At 47.3% G+C, this 23,055-nt stretch carries 20 protein-coding genes; 19 read left to right on the top strand and 1 reads right to left on the bottom strand.

What is annotated here, in order from left to right; genetic code table 11:
- Nucleotides 1-6: 6 nt before the first annotated feature.
- The 17 genes from purM (at nt 7) to K8U60_RS16815 (ending at nt 19,967) form a co-directional block, all read left to right on the top strand.
- A complete protein-coding gene (gene purM / locus K8U60_RS16895; protein ID WP_223642913.1) occupies nt 7-1,068 on the top strand; it encodes a phosphoribosylformylglycinamidine cyclo-ligase in 1,062 nt (353 codons plus the stop codon).
- Nucleotides 1,058-1,630: a phosphoribosylglycinamide formyltransferase gene (purN, locus tag K8U60_RS16890; RefSeq protein ID WP_223642911.1), complete on the top strand. Its 573-nt coding sequence runs from the start codon at nt 1,058-1,060 to the stop codon at nt 1,628-1,630. The genes purM and purN overlap by 11 nt, the downstream gene beginning before the upstream one ends.
- A 33-nt stretch (nt 1,631-1,663) precedes the next feature.
- Entirely contained in the window at nt 1,664-3,199 is a 1,536-nt protein-coding gene (gene purH, locus K8U60_RS16885) for a bifunctional phosphoribosylaminoimidazolecarboxamide formyltransferase/IMP cyclohydrolase (protein WP_223642909.1), read from the top strand.
- Nucleotides 3,200-3,214: 15 nt separating this feature from the next.
- A complete protein-coding gene (gene purD, locus K8U60_RS16880) occupies nt 3,215-4,465 on the top strand; it encodes a phosphoribosylamine--glycine ligase (RefSeq protein ID WP_223642907.1) in 1,251 nt (416 codons plus the stop codon).
- 206 nt (nt 4,466-4,671) lie between these two features.
- Nucleotides 4,672-5,262 (top strand): GNAT family N-acetyltransferase, encoded by a 591-nt coding sequence (locus tag K8U60_RS16875; protein ID WP_223642905.1) that lies wholly within the window; start codon nt 4,672-4,674, stop codon nt 5,260-5,262.
- Nucleotides 5,263-5,411: 149 nt separating this feature from the next.
- Complete coding sequence (locus tag K8U60_RS16870) at nt 5,412-7,142, top strand: adenine deaminase C-terminal domain-containing protein (RefSeq protein WP_223642903.1); 1,731 nt, start codon at nt 5,412-5,414, stop codon at nt 7,140-7,142.
- Nucleotides 7,143-7,148: 6 nt separating this feature from the next.
- The gene (locus tag K8U60_RS16865) at nt 7,149-8,168 is read left to right on the top strand and encodes a DUF3048 domain-containing protein (protein ID WP_223642901.1); all 1,020 of its coding nucleotides are present in this window, start codon (nt 7,149-7,151) and stop codon (nt 8,166-8,168) included.
- 32 nt (nt 8,169-8,200) lie between these two features.
- Nucleotides 8,201-8,521 carry a YerC/YecD family TrpR-related protein gene (locus tag K8U60_RS16860; RefSeq protein ID WP_223642899.1) on the top strand — a complete coding sequence of 107 codons (321 nt, stop codon included), beginning with the start codon at nt 8,201-8,203 and terminating at the stop codon, nt 8,519-8,521.
- A 75-nt stretch (nt 8,522-8,596) separates the two neighbouring features.
- Complete coding sequence (gene pcrB / locus K8U60_RS16855) at nt 8,597-9,289, top strand: heptaprenylglyceryl phosphate synthase (RefSeq protein ID WP_223642897.1); 693 nt, start codon at nt 8,597-8,599, stop codon at nt 9,287-9,289.
- A 40-nt stretch (nt 9,290-9,329) separates the two neighbouring features.
- Nucleotides 9,330-11,543 (top strand): DNA helicase PcrA, encoded by a 2,214-nt coding sequence (pcrA, locus tag K8U60_RS16850; protein WP_223642895.1) that lies wholly within the window; start codon nt 9,330-9,332, stop codon nt 11,541-11,543.
- A gap of 15 nt (nt 11,544-11,558) precedes the next feature.
- Complete coding sequence (gene ligA / locus K8U60_RS16845; RefSeq protein WP_223642893.1) at nt 11,559-13,565, top strand: NAD-dependent DNA ligase LigA; 2,007 nt, start codon at nt 11,559-11,561, stop codon at nt 13,563-13,565.
- 12 nt (nt 13,566-13,577) lie between these two features.
- Nucleotides 13,578-14,708: a CamS family sex pheromone protein gene (locus K8U60_RS16840; protein WP_223642891.1), complete on the top strand. Its 1,131-nt coding sequence runs from the start codon at nt 13,578-13,580 to the stop codon at nt 14,706-14,708.
- A gap of 101 nt (nt 14,709-14,809) precedes the next feature.
- On the top strand, nt 14,810-15,100 hold the full coding sequence (gene gatC / locus K8U60_RS16835; protein ID WP_223642889.1) for an Asp-tRNA(Asn)/Glu-tRNA(Gln) amidotransferase subunit GatC: 291 nt from the start codon (nt 14,810-14,812) through the stop codon (nt 15,098-15,100).
- A gap of 19 nt (nt 15,101-15,119) precedes the next feature.
- Nucleotides 15,120-16,589 carry an Asp-tRNA(Asn)/Glu-tRNA(Gln) amidotransferase subunit GatA gene (gene gatA / locus K8U60_RS16830; RefSeq protein WP_223642887.1) on the top strand — a complete coding sequence of 490 codons (1,470 nt, stop codon included), beginning with the start codon at nt 15,120-15,122 and terminating at the stop codon, nt 16,587-16,589.
- Nucleotides 16,586-18,016, top strand: coding sequence for an Asp-tRNA(Asn)/Glu-tRNA(Gln) amidotransferase subunit GatB (gene gatB / locus K8U60_RS16825; protein ID WP_223642885.1), 1,431 nt, complete (start codon nt 16,586-16,588; stop codon nt 18,014-18,016). Before gatA ends, gatB begins: the two co-directional genes overlap by 4 nt.
- Nucleotides 18,017-18,377: 361 nt before the next feature.
- Nucleotides 18,378-18,938, top strand: coding sequence for a thioredoxin family protein (locus tag K8U60_RS16820; RefSeq protein ID WP_223642883.1), 561 nt, complete (start codon nt 18,378-18,380; stop codon nt 18,936-18,938).
- 114 nt (nt 18,939-19,052) lie between these two features.
- The gene (locus K8U60_RS16815) at nt 19,053-19,967 is read left to right on the top strand and encodes a diacylglycerol kinase (protein WP_223642881.1); all 915 of its coding nucleotides are present in this window, start codon (nt 19,053-19,055) and stop codon (nt 19,965-19,967) included.
- 73 nt (nt 19,968-20,040) lie between these two features.
- On the opposite strand, the gene K8U60_RS16810 is transcribed toward K8U60_RS16815, so the two are convergent.
- Nucleotides 20,041-20,469: an NUDIX hydrolase gene (locus tag K8U60_RS16810; RefSeq protein WP_223642879.1), complete on the bottom strand. Its 429-nt coding sequence runs from the start codon at nt 20,467-20,469 to the stop codon at nt 20,041-20,043.
- Between the two features lie 203 nt (nt 20,470-20,672).
- Here K8U60_RS16810 and K8U60_RS16805 point away from each other — a divergent pair, with 203 nt between their 5' ends.
- Both K8U60_RS16805 and K8U60_RS16800 read left to right on the top strand, forming a co-directional pair.
- Nucleotides 20,673-22,019, top strand: a complete 1,347-nt coding sequence (locus K8U60_RS16805; RefSeq protein WP_223642877.1) for a cytochrome ubiquinol oxidase subunit I — start codon at nt 20,673-20,675, stop codon at nt 22,017-22,019.
- On the top strand, nt 22,016-23,044 hold the full coding sequence (locus tag K8U60_RS16800; protein ID WP_223642875.1) for a cytochrome d ubiquinol oxidase subunit II: 1,029 nt from the start codon (nt 22,016-22,018) through the stop codon (nt 23,042-23,044). The genes K8U60_RS16805 and K8U60_RS16800 overlap by 4 nt, the downstream gene beginning before the upstream one ends.
- The last annotated feature ends 11 nt before the right edge of the window (nt 23,045-23,055 follow it).

The following is a 23,055-nucleotide window of genomic DNA, read 5'->3' as shown; positions in this document are numbered from 1 at the left end:
ACCGGTGTGTCAAAAGCATATGAAAAAGCAGGCGTCAATATCGAAGCAGGCTATGAAGCAGTCAACCGCATGAAGTCCCATGTGGAACGCACAGCGCGCAAAGGAATGTTGGGTGCGTTCGGCGGCTTCGGCGGCATGTTCGATTTATCCGAACTGAAGTTGAAGGAACCGGTTCTTGTTTCCGGGACGGATGGCGTGGGCACGAAATTGAAGCTGGCGTTCATGGCTGACCGCCATGATACGATCGGCATCGATTGCGTCGCGATGTGCGTCAATGACATTGTCGCACAAGGTGCGGAACCTTTATTTTTCCTTGACTATATCGCAGTCGGCAAAGCGGTTCCTGAAAAGATAGAACAGATCGTCAAAGGGGTAGCGGACGGCTGTGTTCAGTCCGGCGCTGCATTGATTGGCGGGGAAACGGCGGAAATGCCGGGACTCTATGAGGAAGATGAATACGATATCGCCGGTTTTGCGGTGGGCGCTGCGGAGAAATCCAAAATCGTCACAGGAGAAAAAATTACAGCTGGCGATGTCCTGATTGGCCTCGCTTCCAGCGGCATCCATTCAAATGGTTATTCACTGGTGCGCCAGATCATCTTTGATGAAAATAATTTAAAACTCGACCAAAAAGTAGAAGGCTACGAATCGCTGGGTCCAATCAGCGATGCGCTTTTGACGCCGACCAAAATATACGCCAAAGCAGTGGCAGCCATCGGCAACGAAACGGTTATCCACGGCATGGCGCACGTCACAGGCGGCGGCTTTATCGAGAACATCCCGCGGATGATGCCAAATGGCTTAGGAGCAGAAATTTCCATCGGCAGCTGGCCGGTGCTGGACGTTTTCAAGTTACTGAAGGAAAAAGGCGATCTTGCGGACCGTGACTTGTATTCTGTTTTCAATATGGGCATCGGCTTTGTGCTGGCTGTCGCTCCTGAAGATGCGGAAGCGGTCCTGAAAACAGCTCAAGCGAACGGCGAACAGGCTTTCCAGATCGGCCGCGTCTCAAGCACGGAAGGCGTTCAATTCCAAGGCGAACAGGACGGCACGCTAAATGAACAATAAACCGAAAATTGCTGTTTTTGCGTCCGGCAATGGCTCTAATTTTCAGGCCATCGCCGACGCTATTGCCGGCGGCAGCCTGCAGGCCGATTTGGTGCTTGCTGTGACGGACAAGCCACAAGCTTATGTAGTGGAAAGAGCCCGCCAGGCAGGAGTAGAATCTTTTGCTTTCATCCCTTCCGAGTTTGAATCCAAGCAGCTTTATGAGCAGATGCTGAAAGAGAAACTGCAGGAAATGGGAGTGGAATGGATCGTTTTGGCGGGCTATATGCGCTTGATCGGTCCTGTTCTGCTGGAAGCCTATGAAAACCGCATCGTCAATATCCACCCATCGGTTCTGCCTGCTTTTCCAGGGAAAGATGCCATTGGCCAGACACTGGCGGCGGGTGCAGAAAAAGCTGGAGTCACCGTGCATTATGTGGACGCAGGCATGGATACGGGCAGCATCATTACGCAGCAGTCGTTTCCGGTTTCGGGGCGCGGACGCGAAGAAGTCGAACGACAGATCCATCAGATTGAACATGAATTATATCCTGCAGCTTTGCAGCAATTATTCGACCGGTAATACTGCCGGTCTTAATCTATAGGAGGACTATTTGTGAAAAAAAGAGCATTACTCAGCGTATCGGACAAATCAGGGATATTGGAATTTGCACAGGAACTGGAAAAGATGGGCTACGAGCTCCTATCAACGGGCGGAACCAAGAAATTCCTTGAAGAAAACGGTGTTTCAATTACAGCCGTCGATGAAGTGACGAAGTTTCCTGAAATTCTGGGAGGCCGTGTAAAAACCTTGCACCCTCTTGTACATGGTGGATTATTGGCTAAACATGATGACGCAGAACACCAAAGCCAGATGGCTGAAAACGGCATTTCTCCAATTGACATCGTCTGTGTCAATTTATACCCATTCCGTGAAACCATCGCCAAACAGGATGTGACTGTGGACGATGCCATCGAAAATATTGATATCGGCGGTCCGACAATGCTGCGTTCTGCTGCAAAAAATCATGCCTATGTAACAGTAATCGTGGATGCAGCGGACTACACGGCAGTATTGACTGAATTACACAATGACAAAGCGACTACACCTGAAACAAGACGCCGTCTGGCTGCGAAAGTTTTCCGCCATACTGCTGCTTATGATTCTTACATCTCCAACTATTTAACTGACCTCACGGGCGAAGAATATCCGGACCAATTGACGCTTACTTATGAATTGTCCCAAACACTTCGTTACGGAGAAAACCCTCATCAAAAAGCCGCTTTCTACCGCAGCCCGCTTGGATCGGATTTTTCAATTGCCAACGCCCATCAATTGCACGGCAAGGAATTATCCTACAATAATATCCAAGATGCTAATGCTGCTCTTCAAATCATAAAAGAATTCAAAATGCCGGCAGCAGTGGCCGTTAAACACATGAACCCATGTGGCGTCGGTACAGGCGAAACGATTGCCGATGCTTTCGGAAAAGCCTATGAAGCCGATTCCACTTCCATTTTTGGTGGAATTGTCGCATTGAACCGTGAAGTTGATGCCGAAACCGCCAAACAACTAGCAACCATTTTCCTTGAAATCATTATTGCTCCTGCGTTTTCTGACGAAGCTACCGAATTGTTGACACAGAAGAAGAATATCCGTCTGCTGACTATTCCATTCGACAGCAAAACCAAAGACAAATGGAATACTGTCACCGTTGAAGGCGGCTTGTTGATCCAGCAGCCGGATGTTTACGGTTATGAGGATGCTGACATCCAAATCGTGACAGAGCGCCAGCCGTCATCTGCAGAGCTTGATGCCTTAAAACTTGGCTGGAGCGTCGTGAAACATGTCAAATCAAATGCCATCGTCGTATGCAACGCTGAAATGACCTTGGGGATCGGTGCAGGACAGATGAACCGTGTGGGATCCGCTAAAATTGCTTTAGAACAGGCAGGCGAAGGGGCGAAGGGCGCTATCATGGCCTCGGACGCATTCTTCCCGATGAGCGATACAGTGGAAGCTGCAGCGCAAGCGGGCATCAAAGCCATCATTCAGCCGGGCGGTTCCAAGAAAGATCAGGAATCGATCGATAAAGCGAACGAATACGGAATTGCCATGGTCTTCACAGGAGTCCGTCATTTCAAACATTAATCGAGGTGGAATAAAATGAAGGTATTGGTCATTGGAAGAGGAGGACGGGAACACGCCATTGTGCGCCAGTTCTCGAAATCTCCATCCGTCACAAAAGTTTTTGCAGCACCTGGCAACGATGGGATGCGTGAAGACGCTGAAATAGCTGAGATCGACGAAATGGATTTTGCTGGCCTTGCTGAATTTGCACAGCAGCAGGAAGTGGATTTCAGCTTTGTGGGTCCGGAACAACCGCTGTCAGAAGGCATCGTCGACTTTTTTGAAGCCAAAGGACTGCGCATTTTCGGACCGTCCAAAGCAGCGGCGCAAATTGAAGGCAGCAAAGCTTTTGCAAAAGAACTGATGAAAAAATACAGCATTCCGACTGCTGGTTATGAGACATTTACAGAAGTTGCCCCGGCCGTTGCCTTTATCCGACAGCATGGAGCGCCGATCGTCATTAAAGCAGACGGCCTCGCTGCGGGCAAAGGAGTCGTTGTGGCGTTATCGGAAGAAGAAGCCATCTCTGCCGTCAACGATATGCTGGAAGGGCAGAAGTTCGGAGAATCGGGTTCCAAAGTGGTTATCGAGGAATTTTTGGACGGTGAAGAATTTTCGTTCATGTCTTTTGTCTATGCAGGCCATATTTATCCGATGGTCATTTCGCAGGATCATAAGCGTGCTTATGACGGAGATCGTGGACCGAATACCGGCGGAATGGGTGCCTACTCGCCAGTTCCCCAAATCTCACAGGCCATCGTTGATGAGACTTTTGAAAAAATCGTGGAACCGTCGGTCAAAGCAATGGATGAAGAAGGAACCCCATTTAATGGCATCTTGTATACCGGTGTCATTTTAACAGAGCAGGGTCCGAAAGTGATTGAATTCAATGCGCGCTTTGGGGATCCGGAAACACAGGTGGTTCTGCCGCGCATGAAATCCGATTTTGGCGTATTTATCGATGCTGTTCTAAAAGGCCAACCTGCTGACTTGGAATGGGATGACCAAGCGGTGCTTGGTGTGGTCATTGCGGCTGATGGGTATCCGGAAACAGTGGAGAAGGGTACTCTTTTGCCAAATCTCGCAAAGCTTACAGGAGTTGAAGTGACCCATGCCGGTACGAAGCTATTGGACGGCGGATACGCTGGCAACGGAGGACGTGTGCTGCTGGTTTCGGCGAATGGATCATCCATCCAAGCCGCCCAGGAGAAAGTCTATGAACAGCTGAACAGCATAGACTGGAATGGTTTCTTCTACCGCACGGATATTGGATGGCGTGCAAAATAATTTCACATATGATATAATCATTGATGACACAAATTCGACAAGAAGATGTGTCATTTTTGTTTTGTCGCCTGCCCTATAGGCGATGAGACCAGGTTGAGGATTTTCAACAACCCACGGTTACCTCTATTTAAACTCCAGAATAGCAAATCCATTACGGCCTCAGAAACAAAATCAGCAAGGCATTGAAAATCGAAAGGAGACAAATCATGAATTGGTATGAAAAACTAAATCAGTATTTTCCAGTAGAAGAAATGAAATCAAAAGAACATATGGATGCTTTATTAAAGGAAAAAGGGAGTGTCTATTACAAAGATGAGGGTCCTTACCACGTCTTGATGTATGCAGAATTCCCGAATTTCACTTTTGTCGATTATTTGTTCGTATCGAAGGAATCACGCGGCATGGGTCTTGGCAAAAAGACGCTTCAGATGCTGAAAGACAAGAACAAACCGATCATCCTTGAAGTGGAGCCGGTCAACTACGAAGATACGGATACTGAAAAACGTTTGCGCTTCTATGCACGTGAAGGGTTTGAACATGCTTCGTCCATCGGCTATTGCCGCCGTTCACTAGCGACGGGAGAAGAGAATTCCATGGAAATCCTTTACTGGACTCCAAGTGGAGAATCAGAAGAACAGATTTTTGAGGGAATGCAGAAAATGTACGAGGATATCCATACCTATAAGGACGAACAGTTTTACGGCGAATCGTACGATTCCGTTGCGGATGTTCTGACTTTCCAGGAAGAAGAGAAAGTGGATGTCCTAAAACCTTTCAGCGACCCCGTCGAAAAATAGTAAGTTACAAAAATCCATGCGGAATGCGTGGATTTTTTGTGTCGGACGTTAATCAGAATGTTCTTGTTTTTTCAGGGAATAACTGTATTTCATTGCATAATTATGCTACGATATTAAGTATCGAACTAGCAGAAAGCAGGTGCCGGCAAATGGTTAATCCCCTATGGAAAAACACAGAGATTCGAAATCAGTTAAAAATTGTCACCAAAGAAGTTGCGCCGGATCTCGTTTTAACAAATGCAACCTATCTTCATGGAATCTTCAAAAAATGGGTCACAGGAAATATATGGATAGCGGACGACCGCATCGTCTACGCGGGAAAAGAAATGCCGAAAATCGATGCTTCGACAGAAGTGGCAGATATGACGGACAAATTCATCGTTCCCGGATACATAGAACCTCATGTCCATCCTTCTCAATTATATAATCCTCGAAGCTTTGCAGATTATGCGGCTCAGGGCGGGACGACGATGTTCCTTTCCGACAACTTGACGCTTTTTTTAGCATTGGAAAATGAGAAAGCGTTTTCATTATTGGATCAATTGGCGGAATTGCCGTTCAGTTTTTATTGGTGGACCCGTTTTGATTCACAGACGGAATTGAACGATGAAGATAAGTTATTCACTTCCACCTCAGTTGGAGAATGGCTGGATCGACAGGACGTGTTACTTGGCGGTGAATTGACCGGCTGGCCGAAACTGATGGCAGGTGACGACCAGATGCTGTATTGGATTCAAAAAGCCAAAATGGGTTTGAAGAAAATCGAAGGGCATTTTCCAGGGGCTTCGGAAAAGACCTTGGCTCGCATGAGATTGCTTGGGGCAGATGGCGACCATGAAGCAATGACTGTAGACGAAGTGGAAATGCGACTGTTGCATGGCTATGGCGTAACGCTTCGCCACTCTTCCATTCGCCCGGATCTTCCGGATTTGTTGAAAGGGATAGTGGAACGGGAGTTGAATGTCTTTGACAAGCTGATGATGACAACTGATGGCTCCACACCGACTTTCCATTTGGATGGGGTTATGGACTTGTGCATTAAAATTGCGCTTGAAGCGGGTGTGCCGCCGATTGATGCTTACATGATGGCTTCTTATAATGTCGCACGCTATTATAATGTAACGAGCCTGCATGGCCTGATCGCGACTGGCCGCTATGCGAACTTGAATATCCTCGATACGGTGGATAATCCAGTGCCTTCAGGTGTCATCTCAAAAGGGGTCTGGCTGAAGAAAGATGGGGAGAAAGTCCGGTCATTGCCGGACATCGATTGGTCGATCTTGCCGGATCTGGACATCGATTATGAACTGACGGAAGATGATTTCCAGTTCTCGATGCCTTTTGGTATTGAGATGGTCAATGACGTTATTACGAAACCCTATTCAGTCAGCGTGGATACCCATGACGGCAAACTCTCGAAATCGCATGATGAAAGCTTTTTGATGCTCATCGATAAGAAAGGGAAATGGCGTGTCAATACACTGATCAAAGGTTTTGCACCGGAATTGGACGGGTTCGCTTCTTCCTATACCAATACAGGCGATATCATTCTGATCGGTAAAAACCGTGAAGACATGTGGATCGCGTTCAATGAATTGAAACGCTTGAAAGGCGGGATCATCCTGACCGACAATGGCGAAATCGTGGAATCTTTGCCGCTTCCATATGGTGGTGTCATGTCGGATCTGCCGATGGAGCAGTTGATCGAGCAGGAGAAGGCGCTGAAGAAAGCTTTGAAAGAGCGGGGCTATAAGCACGGAGATGCGGTTTATACCCTGCTGTTTCTGCAGGCGACACATCTTCCATATGTCCGCGTTACGCAAAAAGGCATCTACGATGTCATGAATAAAAAAATTCTGTTTCCAGCGTTCATGAGGTAGGGGAAAATGAAAAATTGGGCTTTAAGCTTAGGCGTTTTACTTGTGCTTGCGGCATTCGCCGCAGGCTTTTGGCTGATCATAAAAGAAAATCCTGACGAGCCGCCATCGCCGGACGAAATTTTGACCCATTCGCCATATACAGGTGAAGAGGCTGTTCCTCCAGCGAACCGCCGAACTGTCATGGCAGTCATCAATAACCATCCGGATGCACGGCCGCAAACAGGGCTTACCGACGCAGACATGGTCTTTGAAATGATAGCTGAATACGATGTCACCCGATTTTTGGCCCTTTATCAAAGGGATTTTCCAGAAACAATCGGACCGATCCGCAGCGCGCGCGATTACTTTGTTGAACTTGCTGCAGCCTCTGATGCTTTTTTTGTGGCTCATGGCTACAGTCCGGAAGCCCGGGTAATGCTGGAAGCGGGAATCGTCGATCATATCAACGGCATTCAGCATGACGGCACGCTGTTTCAGCGCTCGAGCGATCGTGTCGCTCCTCATAATTCCTATATCTCCTTGGAAAACATCGGAACAGCTATGGAAATGACGCAGGCTGCGACTGAATACAGCGGAAAATCACCTTATTATTTCTATGACTCCGTGGAAGATGCTAAACTTAAGGAACAGGCTCTTTCGGTTAGAGTGGAGTACGGGACAAATGAGCTGTTTTTCAGTGAGTATACATATGGCAGTGAGACACATCTTTACAGCCGATCGTCCGGCGGCATACCGACAACCGATAAAGAGACCCTGGAAACAGTCGAAGTCTCAAATGTTCTGGTTTTTGAAGCGAAACACCGAACTGTCGATTCCGAAGGCCGTCAGTCAATTGATTTGGCGAACGGTGGGAATGCCCTTCTTTTCCAGGGGGGCGGCGTTCGTGAAATAGAATGGAGTTCGGCAGGCGGAATGCCTGTGCCGACAGCAGATGGGGAGCCGGTGAAGCTGGCACCAGGAAAAACGTGGATTCATATTGTCCCGGCTGCGCCCGGTATAGCAGAATCCGTCAGCTATACGCCTTGATGATCAGAGCAATGAAAGGATGATGAAGCTGCATGCAAGTTGATAAAATCAGAGGCCACCAGACAGATCAATTGATTGAAGCTGTTTTGGCTTTGAAAGATAAGGAAGAAGCCTATCGCTTTTTCGACGATTTATGCACAATCAGTGAAATCCAATCGCTGTCACAGCGTTTGGAAGTTGCCCATATGCTTCGTATGAAGAAAACATACGAAAAAATTAAAAATGAAACCGGTGCGAGCACTGCGACCATTTCCCGTGTCCGCCGCTGCCTCAACTACGGCAATGACGGCTATGATGAAATGCTGGCGCGCCTGTATCCCGATGAAAAACCGTTTGAACTTCCAAAAGACTGAACAGAGAACCGACTCTGTTCGGTTTTTTTGTTATAATAAATTGATGATAATTGATGCAAAGTTGGGTGAAACGAGATGGATTTCAACACATGGCGGCATGTCTTTAAATTAGATCCGGCAAAAGAAATCACGGATGGACATTTGGAACGAATTTGCAGATCCGGGACTGATGCCATCTTGATTGGCGGCAGCGATAATGTCACACTCGACAATGTCCTTCATTTAACGGAGCGTGTGCAGAGCTATGCTTTGCCGGTGGTGATGGAAGTATCCACCATCGATTCGGTAGCGCCGGGATTTGACTATTACTTTATCCCGACGGTCCTTAACAGCGATGATCCCCGATGGATTAAAGGCCTCCATCATGAAGCCCTCCGGGAATATGGCGAGATCCTGGACTGGGATGAATTGATTCCCGAAGGCTATTGCATTTTGAATGCCGATTGCAAAGCCGCCAAGCTGACTGGAGCGAAAACGGATTTGACGGTGGAGGACGTACTGGCTTACGCCCGCATGGCCGAACATTTTTTCCGGCTTCCCATTTTTTATCTGGAGTACAGCGGCATGTTCGGCGATATGGAGTTGGCAGGGAAAGTAAAAAAAGTCCTTGACGAAACCCGGTTGTTTTACGGAGGCGGAATCGATTCGGCCGATAAGGCAAAGGCGGCATTGGCTGCCGCAGATACCATTGTCGTCGGCAATATCATTTATGAAAATATCGAAAAAGCGATTGAAACCGTAGAGGCAGTTGCGGAAACGGCTGATTAGTCGCTATACTAATAAGAACGAATGTTCGAGGTGGTGCACAATGGAATTGATAACGAAGAATTTACTGAACGGGATGAATCCTGAACAAGCAGAAGCGGTCAAAACGACGGAAGGGCCCCTATTGATCATGGCCGGTGCAGGATCCGGGAAAACACGGGTGCTGACGCATCGGATCGCTTATTTAGTGCTGGAAAAACAGGTCTATCCATCCAATATCCTGGCGATTACCTTCACCAATAAAGCAGCGCGTGAAATGCGCAACCGGATTGACGGATTGCTGGGCCACGGAACAGGGCAGCGCATGTGGGCTTCGACTTTCCACTCGATGTGCGTACGGATTTTGCGGCGCGACATCGACCGACTGGGCATGTCGAAGAGTTTCTCCATATTGGATACGACCGACCAACTGACGGTCATCAAAAATGTGTTGAAGCAGCAAAACCTGGATCCGAAAAAATATGAACCACGGACCATGCTGAACGCCATTTCATCGGCAAAAAATGAATGCATCGATGCCACGCAGTTTGCAGCGGATATGAATCAATTCAATCCATATGAAAAGACCATTTCCGATGTCTACTTTGCCTATGAGAAACGGCTTAAGAAAAACCAGTCACTTGATTTTGATGATTTGATCATGACGACCTTGAATCTATTCAATACGGTTCCTGAAGTACTTGAGTATTACCAGAACAAATTCCATTATATCCACGTGGATGAATACCAGGATACCAACAATGCCCAATACCAGCTGGTCCAGAAATTGGCAAGTAAGTTCAAGAACATCTGCGTGGTAGGCGATTCGGATCAGTCGATTTATCGCTGGCGCGGCGCGGACATCACCAACATCCTGTCATTCGAAAAGGATTATCCGAACGCCAAAGTGATCATGCTCGAGCAGAATTACCGCTCGACCAAGCGCATCCTGCAGGCGGCAAATGACGTCATCCAGAAAAATACCAGCCGCTATCCAAAAGAGCTGCGTACCGATAATGACGAAGGGCCGGCTATCACCTTGCATAAAGCGGGGGATGAGCGGCAGGAAGCCCAATTTGTTGTACAGACCATCCAAAGGCTAATGGATGAAGAGAATTACAAGACTTCGGATTTTGCGATCCTTTACCGCACCAACGCGCAATCCCGGATTATGGAGGAAATGTTCGTCAAATCGAATATGTCCTATACCATCGTCGGCGGAACAAAGTTCTATGATCGTAAAGAAATCAAGGATCTGTTGGCGTATTTGCGTTTAATCGCCAATAATGACGACGATTTGTCACTGGCGCGTGTCATCAATGAACCGAAGCGCGGAATCGGAGCGACTTCTTTCGAGAAGATGGCGCGTTTTGCGATTGAGCAGGATCGTACCATCATGGATGCGCTCCAGGAAGCTGACTTTATGGGATTGACCCCCAAAACAGCACAGACAGCCCTTGAATTCCGTACGATGATCGACAGCTTTACGCAAATGCAGGAGTATTTGTCGGTGACGGAATTGGTGGAGGAAGTCTTGAAGAAATCAGGCTACCGCCAGATGCTGCAAATCGATAAAACGATTGAAGGCGAAAGCCGCCTTGAAAACCTGGAAGAATTCCTGTCTGTGACGAAAGCGTTTGAAAAGCAGAGCGATGACAAGTCGCTGGTTGCGTTCCTGACGGATTTGGCTTTGATTTCGGATATTGACTCCCTGGATGACGAAGAAGATGCAGACGGTCCGATTATTTTAATGACGATGCATGCTGCAAAAGGTTTGGAGTTCCCAGTGGTCTTCATCATCGGTCTGGAAGAAAACGTCTTTCCGCATTCGCGCTCCAATAACGACGACGAAGAATTGGAAGAAGAGCGGCGGCTGGCTTATGTCGGCATCACGCGCGCGGAAAAACGTCTGTACTTGACGCACGCCTCTTCCCGCACATTGTTCGGAAAGAGCAACTACAATATGCCGTCCCGTTTCATCTCTGAGATTTCCGAAGACTTGATCGAACTGACGACGGCGCATCACCGTGCCGGAGCAGCAACAAGCTACAAACAGGCACCTAAACGGGCGGCTGTGACGCGCCCTGGCTACAAACAATCAGGTGGAGACAAGCTCGGCTGGAAGACCGGCGATAAAGCAACGCATAAAAAATGGGGAACGGGAACAGTCGTCAGCGTCAAAGGCGAAGGTGAAGAAACCGAACTTGATATTGCTTTCCCAAGCCCTGTCGGCATCAAGCGGCTATTAGCCAAATTTGCGCCGATTGAAAAAGTGTAATCGGGAGGAAACCTTATGGATCGCATAAAAGCGGAAGAACGTGTAACTGAATTGAACGAACTGCTTCGAAACTATGGCCATGCTTATTACGTACTGGATAAGCCGGCAGTTCCGGACGCTGTTTACGATCAATTATTAAACGAATTGATTGACCTGGAAACCCTATACCCCGATTTGGTTTTTCCGGATTCACCGACCCAACGCGTTGGTGGAACCCCGATTGCCAACTTCGATAAAGTGACGCATGAACGGCCGATGCTCAGTTTATCGAATGTTTTCGGCGAAGAGGATCTGCGCGAATTCGACAAACGGGTGCGCAGTGGCGCAGGAGACAGCATCGAATATGTCTGTGAGCTGAAAATTGACGGCCTTGCGGTGTCGCTCATGTATGAGGACGGCAAATTCGTCAAGGGTGCAACCCGCGGAGACGGCCGTATCGGTGAAGACATCACCGTCAATCTGCGGACCATCCGTGCGATTCCGCTGAAATTAAAGCAGCCGGTCACACTGGAAGTGCGCGGCGAAGTCTTCATGCCAAAAGGATCCTTCCACGCCTTGAATGAACAGCGGGGGGAGCGCGGCGAAGAGCTGTTCGCCAATCCGCGCAATGCAGCGGCTGGATCATTACGCCAACTGGACCCGAAAATCGCGGCGAGCCGCAACCTGGATGTTTTCATCTATGGAATCGGCGGAGACGGAGAGACGTACAGCTTGTCTGAACATGATCAATCGCTCAGCTACCTGGCAGATCTTGGATTTAAGACCAATCAGGAACGCCAGGTGTGTACAAGTGTGGAAGAAGTGCTGGCTTATATCGAGAAATGGACGGAAAATCGGACCAAGCTCTCTTATGAAATTGATGGCATCGTCATCAAAGTCAATCGCTTCCTTCATCAGCAGGATCTTGGATTTACAGCGAAAAGCCCGAAATGGGCCACGGCTTATAAATTCCCGGCAGAAGAAGTGATGACGACCGTTCGTGATATCGAATTGAGTGTCGGACGGACAGGCGTCGTGACGCCAACTGCTATACTGGATCCGGTTTCGGTGGCGGGGACGACCGTCCAACGGGCTTCTCTGCATAATGAAGATCTGATTCGGGAAAAGGATATCCGGATCGGCGATAAAGTCATTATTCGCAAAGCGGGAGATATCATTCCGGAAGTGGTGTCGGCCATTATCGAGCAGCGGACAGGAGACGAGCTTCCTTTTGAAATGCCTACAAATTGTCCGGCCTGTGACAGTGAGCTTGTCCGCATTGAAGGGGAAGTGGCCCTTCGATGTGTCAATCCGCAATGCCCTGCGCAAATCACGGAGGGGCTGATCCATTTTGTCTCCCGGAATGCGATGAATATTGATGGCCTTGGGGAGAAAGTAATCGAGCAATTATACCGGGAAGGCCTGATCAAGGACATTTCCGATATTTATAGACTGACAAAAGAACAGTTGCTGGAACTGGATCGTATGGGGGAAAAATCCGCCTCAAATCTGGTTGCAGCAATCGATGCCTCGAGAAGCAATTCGATGGAGAAATTGTTGTTTGGCCTCGGCATCCGCCATGTGGGTGAAAGAGGTGCACGGATTTTATCCGAGCATTTCGGCACTATGGAGCGGTTGATGGAAGCAACAAAAGAAGAACTGGTTGAAATCCACGAAATCGGCGAAAAAATGGCTGATTCCATTGTCACTTATTTAGACAATGAAGAAGTTCGTGCATTGATGGAACGTTTGCGCGAGACTGGCGTCAATTTAACATACACCGGCACACGGGTCCGCGTTGAAGCGGGAGCGAACGCATTCGCAGGCAAAAAAATCGTCCTGACCGGCAAGTTGGAACAAATGACCCGGCAGGAAGCGAGTGCACAGATCGAAGCGCTTGGCGGCAAGCTGTCGGGAAGTGTCAGCAAAAAAACCGATTTGCTGATTGCCGGCGAAGAAGCGGGATCTAAGCTCGATAAGGCGCTCGAGTTGAAGGTGGATATATGGGACGAAGAACGTCTCGTTGCGGAATTGAACAAATAAGGGGATTTTAACATGAAACGCATATGGTGGATTCCGATCAGCTTGCTGCTGTTAACGGGATGTGTTCCTTCCGGGACTGATGAGGAAACGGAAGTGATAAATGAGAAAGAAGAAGTAGAGACGGCAATCATTCCGAGCATGCAGTTGGATGATCAGTTTTACCGTACACTTCTGCCATATAAGGAAAGCGCCACAAGAGGGAAAATCGTCAATCGCCTGAACTCCCGCTACGATATTACAGAAACGGAAAATGGTTTATTGCGTTTGTCGCAGAAGCAATTTTCGCCTGATGATTATTATTTCCAGGAAGGGCAAAAAATCACTGATGAAGACGTGACTTCCTGGCTGCAGCGGGCCAGCAAAGATAATCCAACAGGCTTGAATCCCGCAGACAGCCGTTCAGCAGAACAAAAAAAGGCTGGCGAACGGCCGCCTGCTGAAATATTGGCGCATGTCATTGAACAGAATTATTTAGTGAAGACCGATGAGGAGACCATACGGCTCGGCGGCATCTCGATTGGCTTGGCATTGAATTCGGTGTATTACAGCTCAGAAGATGGAATTTCCTATGAACAAGAAATTCCTCAAGCGCAAATCGAAAAAGAGGGCCAGCGTATGGCCGATGAAATCGTGAAACGTCTGCGTGACAAAGAAGGTCTTGCGGATGTACCGATTGTAGTGGGCCTTTTCAAACAAAATTCCGCTAATGCAATGGTGCCAGGAACCTACTTCTCGTACGGCGCAGTACCTGGCGGCGATGAGGCTGTAGCCAATTGGACTGCAGTCAACGAGGCGTATGTCCTGTTTCCGACTTCCGGCGCAGATGAGCGCTACCGGGACATCGATACAGCATTCCGCAATTTCAAACAGGATGTCGAAGTCTATTTTTCCAATTTCACCAGTGTTATCGGCACAGGGTTTTATCAGGAAAATCAATTAAAGGAATTGAAGATTGAAATTCCAATCCAATTCTATGGTGCAGCTGAGGTAATCGGCTTTACACAATACGTAACGGGTCTGGTGATGGAGCATTTTCCTGAAAATGTGTTAGTGGAAGTCAGCTTAACATCGACCAACGGTCCTGAAGCATTAGTTTTGAGAAAAGCCGGGGAAACCGAACCGTTTGTTCACATTTACGAATAATTTGCATGAAAACGGGGATGGCCATGCGGCTGTCCCTATTCATTTTTTTAGAAAAATGGTATGATATAGCGTATGTTTACTGAATCCGGAGGTGTAGAAAAATGGCTAAAATGACAAAAGAAGAAGTGATTGAAGTCGCCCATTTGGCGAGATTGGCAATTACTGACGAAGAAGCGGAACATTTCGCAGATCAATTGGAAGCAATCACAAATGCAATGGAATTGCTGAATGAGTTGGATACAGATAATGTTGAACCGACCACTCATGTCCTGCAGATGGTCAACGTCTTGCGTGAAGACAAATCCATCCCTGGATTGGACCGTGAATTGGTCTTGAAAAACGTTAAAGAACATGAAGGCGGACAAGTGAAAGTCCCAACAATCTTAGAGTAACCGGAAGGAGGAACCATTGATGTCATTGGTGGAAAAGACAGCTGCAGAATTGCAGGAAATGATACATACGAAAGAAACGACGATTGCTGAAATGACCCAAAAAGCATTTGACCGCATTGAAGCCCTCGAGCCGAAAGTGGATGCGTTTCTTGCATTGAACAAAGAACGCGCAACACAGCAGGCCGAAGAAATGGATCGAGTGCCTTTTGCTGAACGCGGACCGTTATTCGGTTTGCCGATCGGCGTAAAAGACAATATCGTAACAGAAGGTTTGGAAACGACCGCTTCCAGCCGTATCCTTGAAGGATTCAACCCGATCTACAATGCAACTGTTGTGGAGAAATTGAAGGAAGCCGGAATGGTGACAGTCGGGAAATTGAATATGGATGAATTCGCAATGGGTTCTTCCAACGAAAACTCATACTATAAGAAAACCAAAAATCCATGGAATCTTGAAACGGTTCCAGGCGGTTCTTCAGGCGGCTCTGCTGCTGCTGTTGCAGCAGGCGAAGTGCCTTTCACATTGGGCTCAGATACAGGCGGATCGATTCGCCAGCCTGCAGCTTTCTGCGGCGTGGTCGGCATGAAGCCAACTTACGGACGGGTTTCCCGTTTTGGTCTGATCGCTTACGCTTCTTCGCTGGATCAGATTGGTCCGATTACAAGAACTGTTAAAGACAATGCGTTATTGTTGAATGCCATTTCCGGTCATGACGACAAGGATTCAACATCCGCCAATGTAGAAGTTCCAGATTTCGCTGCTGCGTTAACAGGCGACATCACTGGACTGCGCATCGGTGTGCCAAAAGAGTATTTTGGTGAAGGTGTCGGCGAAGCGGCAAAACAAGCCGCGCTTGATGCTTTGAAAGTACTTGAAGAGCGAGGCGCAATCTGTGAAGAAATTTCGCTTCCTCATTCGAAATACGCCTTGGCCACTTATTATTTATTGGCTTCTTCTGAAGCGTCTTCCAACCTTTCCCGTTTTGACGGAATCCGTTATGGCTACCGCACTGAAAAGGCAGGAAATCTGCTTGAATTTTACATGAATACCCGGTCTGAAGGATTTGGCGATGAAGTCAAGCGCCGCATCATGCTTGGCACATACGCATTGAGCTCAGGCTATTACGATGCTTATTACAAAAAAGCACAAAAAGTCCGCACCTTGATCAAAAAAGACTTTGATGATGCTTTTGAAAAATACGATGTTATCATCGGCCCTACGACGCCGACACCGGCATTCAAAATCGGCGAAATCATCGACGATCCATTGACAATGTATGCCAACGATATTTTAACGATTCCAGTAAACCTGGCTGGCGTACCTGCGATTTCAATCCCTTGCGGATTCGCTGACGGTTTGCCATTGGGTCTGCAGATCATCGGGAAATATTTTGACGAAGAAACGGTATACCGTGTTGCTGACGTATTTGAACAAGCGACCGATTTCCATAAAAAAACTCCTCAAACCTGGGAGGGAGCAGCACAATGAATTTTGAAACAATCATCGGGCTTGAAGTCCACGTCGAATTAAAAACAGAGTCGAAAATGTTTTCTCCAGCACCTGCACATTTTGGCGCTGAACCGAACACCAACACCAATGTCGTCGATCTTGGCTATCCGGGCGTGTTGCCGGTAGTCAATAAGCGCGCAGTGGATTGGGCAATGAAAGCGGCACTTGCATTAAATTGCGAAATTACCCGCCATACTAAATTCGACCGCAAAAACTATTTCTATCCGGACAATCCGAAAGCTTATCAGATTTCACAATTTGATCAGCCGATCGGCGAGCATGGATGGATTGAAATTGAAGTGAAAGGCGAGAAGAAGCGCATCGGCATCACGCGCCTTCACATGGAAGAAGACGCTGGGAAATTGACGCATACCGGCAATGGCCATTCACTGGTTGACTTTAACCGCCAAGGCACTCCATTGATCGAAATCGTTTCTGAACCGGATATGCGTACAGCTGATGAAGCTTATGCCTTCCTGGAAAAAATCAAAGCGATCATCCAGTACACTGGCGTTTCGGATGTGCGCATGGAAGAAGGTTCATTGCGCTGCGACGCAAACATCTCTCTTCGCCCATTCGGCCAGGATGAATTCGGTACGAAAACAGAACTGAAGAACTTGAATTCATTCAACTTCGTCCGTAAGGGCATCGAGCACGAACAGGTTCGCCAGGAGCAGGTCCTGCTTTCAGGTGGATTTATCGGACAGGAAACCCGCCGCTATGACGAATCGACAGGAAAAACTTTGTTGATGCGCATCAAAGAAGGATCCGACGATTACCGTTATTTCCCGGAACCGGATCTTGTCGACATTGTCATTGACGATGCTTGGTTAGAACGTGTCCGTGCTGAAATTCCAGAATTGCCGGATACCCGGAAAGCCCGCTATGTTTCGGAACTTGGCATGTCTCCATACGACGCTATGGTCCTGACATTGGCGAAACCGATATCTGATTTCTTTGAAGCGACAGTCGCTGCTGGTGCTGACGCTAAACTGGCTTCCAACTGGTTGATGGGAGAAGTATCGGCTTACTTGAATGCTGAGCAAAAAGAACTGGAAGATACGGAACTGACACCTGAAGGTTTGGCTGGTATGATCAAACTGATTTCTGATGGTACGATCTCATCTAAAATCGCTAAAAAAGTCTTCAAAGAGTTGATTGAAAAAGGCGGCGACGCAAACAATATCGTCAAAGCGAAAGGGCTCGTTCAGATTTCGGATGAAAACACATTGCGTGAATTCGTTACAACCGCACTCGATAGCAACCCGCAATCGATCGAAGACTTTAAAAACGGCAAAGACCGCGCAATCGGTTTCCTTGTCGGGCAGATCATGAAGCAGACAAAAGGGCAGGCAAATCCGCCATTGCTCAATAAAATCCTTCTTGCAGAAATTGCAAAAAGATAAGAAATGCTTTTGATAGGTAAAAGGGTGGTCCATTAGAGGCCATCCTTTTTTTGATGGCCTCCGCATCGGATGCTCTGGAGGACATTGCCTCTGCAGAAATCCATTCTTGTAGTCTAATCATAGTAATAGGAACTAACCGGAATTGTAGTCGTCCTTAAATCGAGGATATTTTTTAGAGCGAAGACCAACGCAAATCGCTGTTTCTGCATCTCAGCCTTGAAGACTGTGCTGCAGAACAGTAAACTGGTAATAAAGAGACATTCGAGCAATGGCATTTATAATCCACCATTGTTTGAAAAAATGATTCAACCGATTATTTTGGCGGGTTAGCCAATAAGCAAGATAAAGGAGAAGTGATTAGATGATGACCGAACAGGAGTATTTCGAAAAAGGCATTACATTGGAGAGCTATATGGCTCAAATGGAGTCGAATCAGCAAAAGTCATACAGTGTATACGAAAAGTTTGAATTGCCGGAAGATCCGGATTTCATGGCTTTACTGAAAGACAAGAAACCTCACATATTGGTCATCACTGAAGACTGGTGCGGAGATGCCATGATGAATAATGCTATTTTGCGTAAGATTGCGGATGCAGCCGATTTGGAGGTTCATTGCGTCTACCGCGATGAAAACCTGGAATTGATGGACCGTTATTTGACCAATGACGGGCGTTCAATCCCTAAATATATCTTTCTTTCAGAAGACGGCAATGTCCTTGGTGACTGGGGACCGAGAGCACCCAAAGTACAGGAATTCGTCGATGAGAAAAAGTCGGTTCTTCCTGAGAAGGATGACCCGCAATACGACCTTCACATGAAAACAGTAATCGGTGAAATTTCGGATGGTTTTGTCTATAACGAGAAGTTCTGGGAAATTGTCTATGATGATCTGCGCCAGGCTTTTAAAACCGCATTAAAATAAAGTGGATTTGTTAACCATAAAGAACTGGCCGGCAATTTGCTTGGAATCACTGGAACAAATCCGTGAATTTGCCCTGTCTTACCTTTAACAGAAAGTCCAGAAAGGCTGAATCTGATGAAACGTGCACGTATTATATACAATCCAACTTCCGGCCGTGAGCTGTTCCGAAAGCACCTGCCCGAAGTTTTGGAAAAAATGGAGAAGGCAGGCTATGAAACGTCCTGCCATGCGACAACCTGTGAAGGCGATGCGATACAGGCTGCGAAAGCTGCTGTAGAACGAAATTTTGATCTGGTGATTGCAGTCGGTGGAGACGGTACGTTAAATGAAGTCGTCTCGGGAATCGCTAAATTTGAGGTCCGGCCAAAAGTCGGCCTTATTCCAATGGGGACGACCAATGATTTCGCTCGTGCTGTTCATATTCCCCGCGATATCACCAAAGCTGTGGATATCATCCTTAAAGGAGATTCAATCCCAGTGGATATCGGTTTGATGAACGACGACCGCTATTTCATCAATATCGCAGGTGGCGGAAGACTGACAGAGCTGACTTACGAAGTACCAAGCAAATTGAAGACAGTCCTCGGGCAAATGGCGTATTATTTGAAAGGGATCGAGATGCTGCCTTCGATCCGCTCTTCCCGTGTCCGGATTGAATACGATGGCCAGATTTTCGATGACAGTGCCATGATGTTCTTGATCGGATTGACCAACTCTGTCGGAGGCTTCGAAAAATTGGCTCCGGATGCCAGCATCAATGATGGGAAATTCACCTTACTGATTTTAAAAGAGCTTAATATGGCGGAGTTTATCCGAGTTGCTTCCTTGGCATTGCGCGGAGAGCATTTATCGGATCCTCATGTGATTTATGCCAAAGCCAGTAAAATTACAGTGACGACAAAAGAGCGCGTGCTGTTGAATCTGGACGGAGAATATGGCGGCGTGCTGCCGGCTGTATTCGAGAACTTGGCCGGCCATATTGAAATGTATGTCCCGATCGATTCTTTAAAAGAAAACGACCGCAAATAAAAAGCTGGAAAATGGAGAACACCCCATTTTCCAGCTTTTTATATTCCAGCGATCAACTGGCTTAATGAATCATTTAGAGAAGTTCAATTGCTTTGTCCTGTTCAGCTGCAAGCTGTGGCAGGTCTTTGATCGGTTCCCAGCGGAACAGAAGCGTCATGCCATTGTCTCGCCCGTGGCTTTTGATGGTATGTTCAAATTGATCGATGGGTTCACCTGTATACTCAAATTGAAAGATGTTCCGTTCATACGCTTTGTCCTGGTGTTCAGGATAGTAGGTATACTTATGGATTTTCCCGACAAAGTCAAGAACCTCCCGAGGCAATCCGGTTTCTTCTTTGACTTCTCTGTACAAGGCATCGATCAATAGTTCACCATCTTCGATGGTACCGCCAGGCACTTGCAAGCCGACTTCCGGTTCTCCTTTGTACTCGAATACAAGCAATTCACGATTTTCCTCATCGCCTCTTGTGATATACGCAAATACTTTCCGCTTTGTTCTCATGATGTCTCACCCTTTTTCTTTATTCTCTTTAGAATACTAAATATTAAGAAAAATTTCAATTCATTTCGCTTTATCTTTGTCACAGCTTATTCAAAGTTGAACATAAATACAAGGCTTAGAAGGCGTTTTGAGATATAGGTTTGAGGTACAATAGGAACTAGAGATCAGTGAATTACATGCTTGAAAAAAAGGAGACGAGTAGATTGGACTTTCAAGATCCGGCTTTTCTGAGTCGAATTTTAACGCTATTGACTCTTTCATTCCATATTCTTTACGCAACAATAGGTGTGGGTGTCCCTCTCATGATTATGATTGCCCAATGGGTGGGCATTAAGAAAAAAGACGATCATTATATTTTATTGGCTCGCCGATGGGCGAGAGGATTTGTCATTACGGTTGCAGTAGGTGTTGTAACCGGTACCGCTATCGGTTTGCAGTTATCGTTGCTATGGCCGAATTTCATGCAATTGGCTGGGAACGTAATCGCTTTGCCGTTGTTTATGGAAGTTTTTGCGTTTTTCTTCGAAGCCATCTTCCTGGGCATTTATCTTTACACATGGGATCGCTTTGAAGATCAGCGAAAGCATTTTCTATTGCTTATTCCGGTTGCGATTGGTGCAGCTGCATCATCCGTTTTCATCACCATCGTCAATGCCTTCATGAATCAGCCGCAGGGCTTTGAAATACTGAACGGTGAAATGGTCAATGTCAGTCCGCTGCTGGCAATGTTCAGTCCCGCAGTGCCCACAAAAGTGGCCCACGTTATGGCCACGGCATTCATGACCAGCGCTTTTGTGCTGGCATCCATTGCTGCATTGCGCATGTTGGGTGGATCTAAGCATATCTACCATAAAAAAGCTTTATTTTTAACGATGAAACTGGGATTGGTATTCGCCATCGCCACTGCTTTGATCGGCGACTTCTCGGGTAAATATTTGGCAGAGTACCAGCCAGAAAAATTGGCGGCTGCGGAGTGGCATTTTGAAACCGAGGAAGAAGCTGGATTGATCCTGTTTGGGATTCTGGATGGGGAAGAGGCGAAGTACGCCATTAAAATCCCTTATGCGCTGAGCATTCTGGCACACAGTAATCCGTTTACAGAAGTAATCGGCCTTAATGAATTTCCGGAAGATGAAATACCGCCGCTATGGATCCATTACCTCTTTGATACGATGGTCATGATCGGTATGTGGTTGGCATTCTTTTCCTTTGTCTATGTTGTGGCCGCTTGGCGCAACTGGGCATTTATCCGGGCAAAATGGTTCCGCTGGCTGATAGTGGCTGGAGGGCCGTTAGCGCTCATCGCCATCGAAGCAGGATGGTGGTTCACGGAAGTAGGGCGCCAGCCTTGGGTTCTTCGAGGCCATATGAAAGTCAGTGAAGCAGCAACCACCAGTGGCCAAGTGGACCTGATGATCATTTTATTCGCAGGCTTATACCTCATCTTGGGTATCGGTACTGGGGTCGTCTTAACCCGTATGTACAAACGCAACCCGGTTGAAAAAGAATTGGCAGCGCGCGAAAATGGCAAAGGCGGTGAAGAAGAATGACTTTAGAGATTATCGGCATATCCGTTCTTTGGCTGTTTCTGTATCTGTATGTCATTGTGGCGTCGATCGATTTCGGCGCCGGCTTCTTTAATGCCTATAGCTCGTTTGTCGGCAAGCAGCATATATTGACTGGAGTCATTCAGCGCTATTTGTCACCGGTTTGGGAAGTCACCAATGTATTCTTTGTGTTCTTCTTTGTCGGGATCATCGGTTTTTTCCCGCAGACCGCTTTCTACTACGGCACCACGCTATTGGTTCCAGCGAGTCTGGCATTGATCCTGCTGGCGATCCGCGGTTCCTATTACGCGTTTGCGACCTACGGGGCAAAGATCAACCATAGAGGCTATATCTATATGTACGGCTTGTCCGGCCTGCTGCTGCCCGCTGCTTTGTCACCGGTGCTGGCCATGTCTGAAGGCGGCTTTATCTTTATGGATAACGGACAGCCTTACCTGGATTACTGGGCTTTGTTTACCAGTCCTTTAATGTGGAGCATCGTGGTCCTGAGCTTAACAGCAGTCCTTTACATTTCCGCGGTATTCCTGACCTGGTATTCCGCTAAAGCTGGGGATGCCAAGGCAACCGATCTGATGCGCAAATACGCATTAATTTGGGCAGGTCCAGCCATCATTACGGCAACTGGCATCATTTACGAATTGCGCGGCCATAATCCGGAACATTATGCGCGCATTCTGGACTTGTGGTGGGTATTCGCTGTATCGTTCCTGCTTTTTGCCGGAACGGTTTACCTGATATGGAAAAAACGCCATTACGGTTGGGCTTTCATTTTATTGATGGGGCAATTCTTTACGGCGTTCTTTGCATACGGTGCATCGCATTACCCGTATCTGCTGTATCCGTATTTGACGATCTACGACAGCTTTACGAATGAAGCCATGGCCATCGCCTTGATCATCGCGTTTATCGCAGGCCTCTGCCTGTTGTTGCCGTCGCTTTACTTGTTGTTCCGTCTGTTCCTGTTCGATAAAGATTACATCGAAGGCAAATCGGATTACCACGCATAGAGGAGGCAGTA

It is taken from the genome of Planococcus circulans, assembly GCF_020023385.1.
Lineage (GTDB): Bacteria > Bacillota > Bacilli > Bacillales_A > Planococcaceae > Planococcus.
The sequence above is the reverse complement of the archived record's forward strand: the minus strand, read 5'-3'. Positions and strand labels throughout refer to the sequence as shown.

What these genes read in the sequence shown, in the direction of transcription:
- purN (WP_223642911.1), top strand. Translation starts at nt 1,058, where the DNA reads ATGAACAATAAACCGAAAATTGCTGTTTTTGCGTCCGGCAATGGCTCT.
- purD (WP_223642907.1), top strand. Translation starts at nt 3,215, where the DNA reads ATGAAGGTATTGGTCATTGGAAGAGGAGGACGGGAACACGCCATTGTG.
- K8U60_RS16875 (WP_223642905.1), top strand. Translation starts at nt 4,672, where the DNA reads ATGAATTGGTATGAAAAACTAAATCAGTATTTTCCAGTAGAAGAAATG.
- K8U60_RS16870 (WP_223642903.1), top strand. Translation starts at nt 5,412, where the DNA reads ATGGTTAATCCCCTATGGAAAAACACAGAGATTCGAAATCAGTTAAAA.
- K8U60_RS16865 (WP_223642901.1), top strand. Translation starts at nt 7,149, where the DNA reads ATGAAAAATTGGGCTTTAAGCTTAGGCGTTTTACTTGTGCTTGCGGCA.
- K8U60_RS16860 (WP_223642899.1), top strand. Translation starts at nt 8,201, where the DNA reads ATGCAAGTTGATAAAATCAGAGGCCACCAGACAGATCAATTGATTGAA.
- pcrB (WP_223642897.1), top strand. Translation starts at nt 8,597, where the DNA reads ATGGATTTCAACACATGGCGGCATGTCTTTAAATTAGATCCGGCAAAA.
- pcrA (WP_223642895.1), top strand. Translation starts at nt 9,330, where the DNA reads ATGGAATTGATAACGAAGAATTTACTGAACGGGATGAATCCTGAACAA.
- ligA (WP_223642893.1), top strand. Translation starts at nt 11,559, where the DNA reads ATGGATCGCATAAAAGCGGAAGAACGTGTAACTGAATTGAACGAACTG.
- K8U60_RS16840 (WP_223642891.1), top strand. Translation starts at nt 13,578, where the DNA reads ATGAAACGCATATGGTGGATTCCGATCAGCTTGCTGCTGTTAACGGGA.
- gatC (WP_223642889.1), top strand. Translation starts at nt 14,810, where the DNA reads ATGGCTAAAATGACAAAAGAAGAAGTGATTGAAGTCGCCCATTTGGCG.
- gatA (WP_223642887.1), top strand. Translation starts at nt 15,120, where the DNA reads ATGTCATTGGTGGAAAAGACAGCTGCAGAATTGCAGGAAATGATACAT.
- gatB (WP_223642885.1), top strand. Translation starts at nt 16,586, where the DNA reads ATGAATTTTGAAACAATCATCGGGCTTGAAGTCCACGTCGAATTAAAA.
- K8U60_RS16820 (WP_223642883.1), top strand. Translation starts at nt 18,378, where the DNA reads ATGATGACCGAACAGGAGTATTTCGAAAAAGGCATTACATTGGAGAGC.
- K8U60_RS16815 (WP_223642881.1), top strand. Translation starts at nt 19,053, where the DNA reads ATGAAACGTGCACGTATTATATACAATCCAACTTCCGGCCGTGAGCTG.
- K8U60_RS16810 (WP_223642879.1), bottom strand. Translation starts at nt 20,469, where the DNA reads ATGAGAACAAAGCGGAAAGTATTTGCGTATATCACAAGAGGCGATGAG.
- K8U60_RS16800 (WP_223642875.1), top strand. Translation starts at nt 22,016, where the DNA reads ATGACTTTAGAGATTATCGGCATATCCGTTCTTTGGCTGTTTCTGTAT.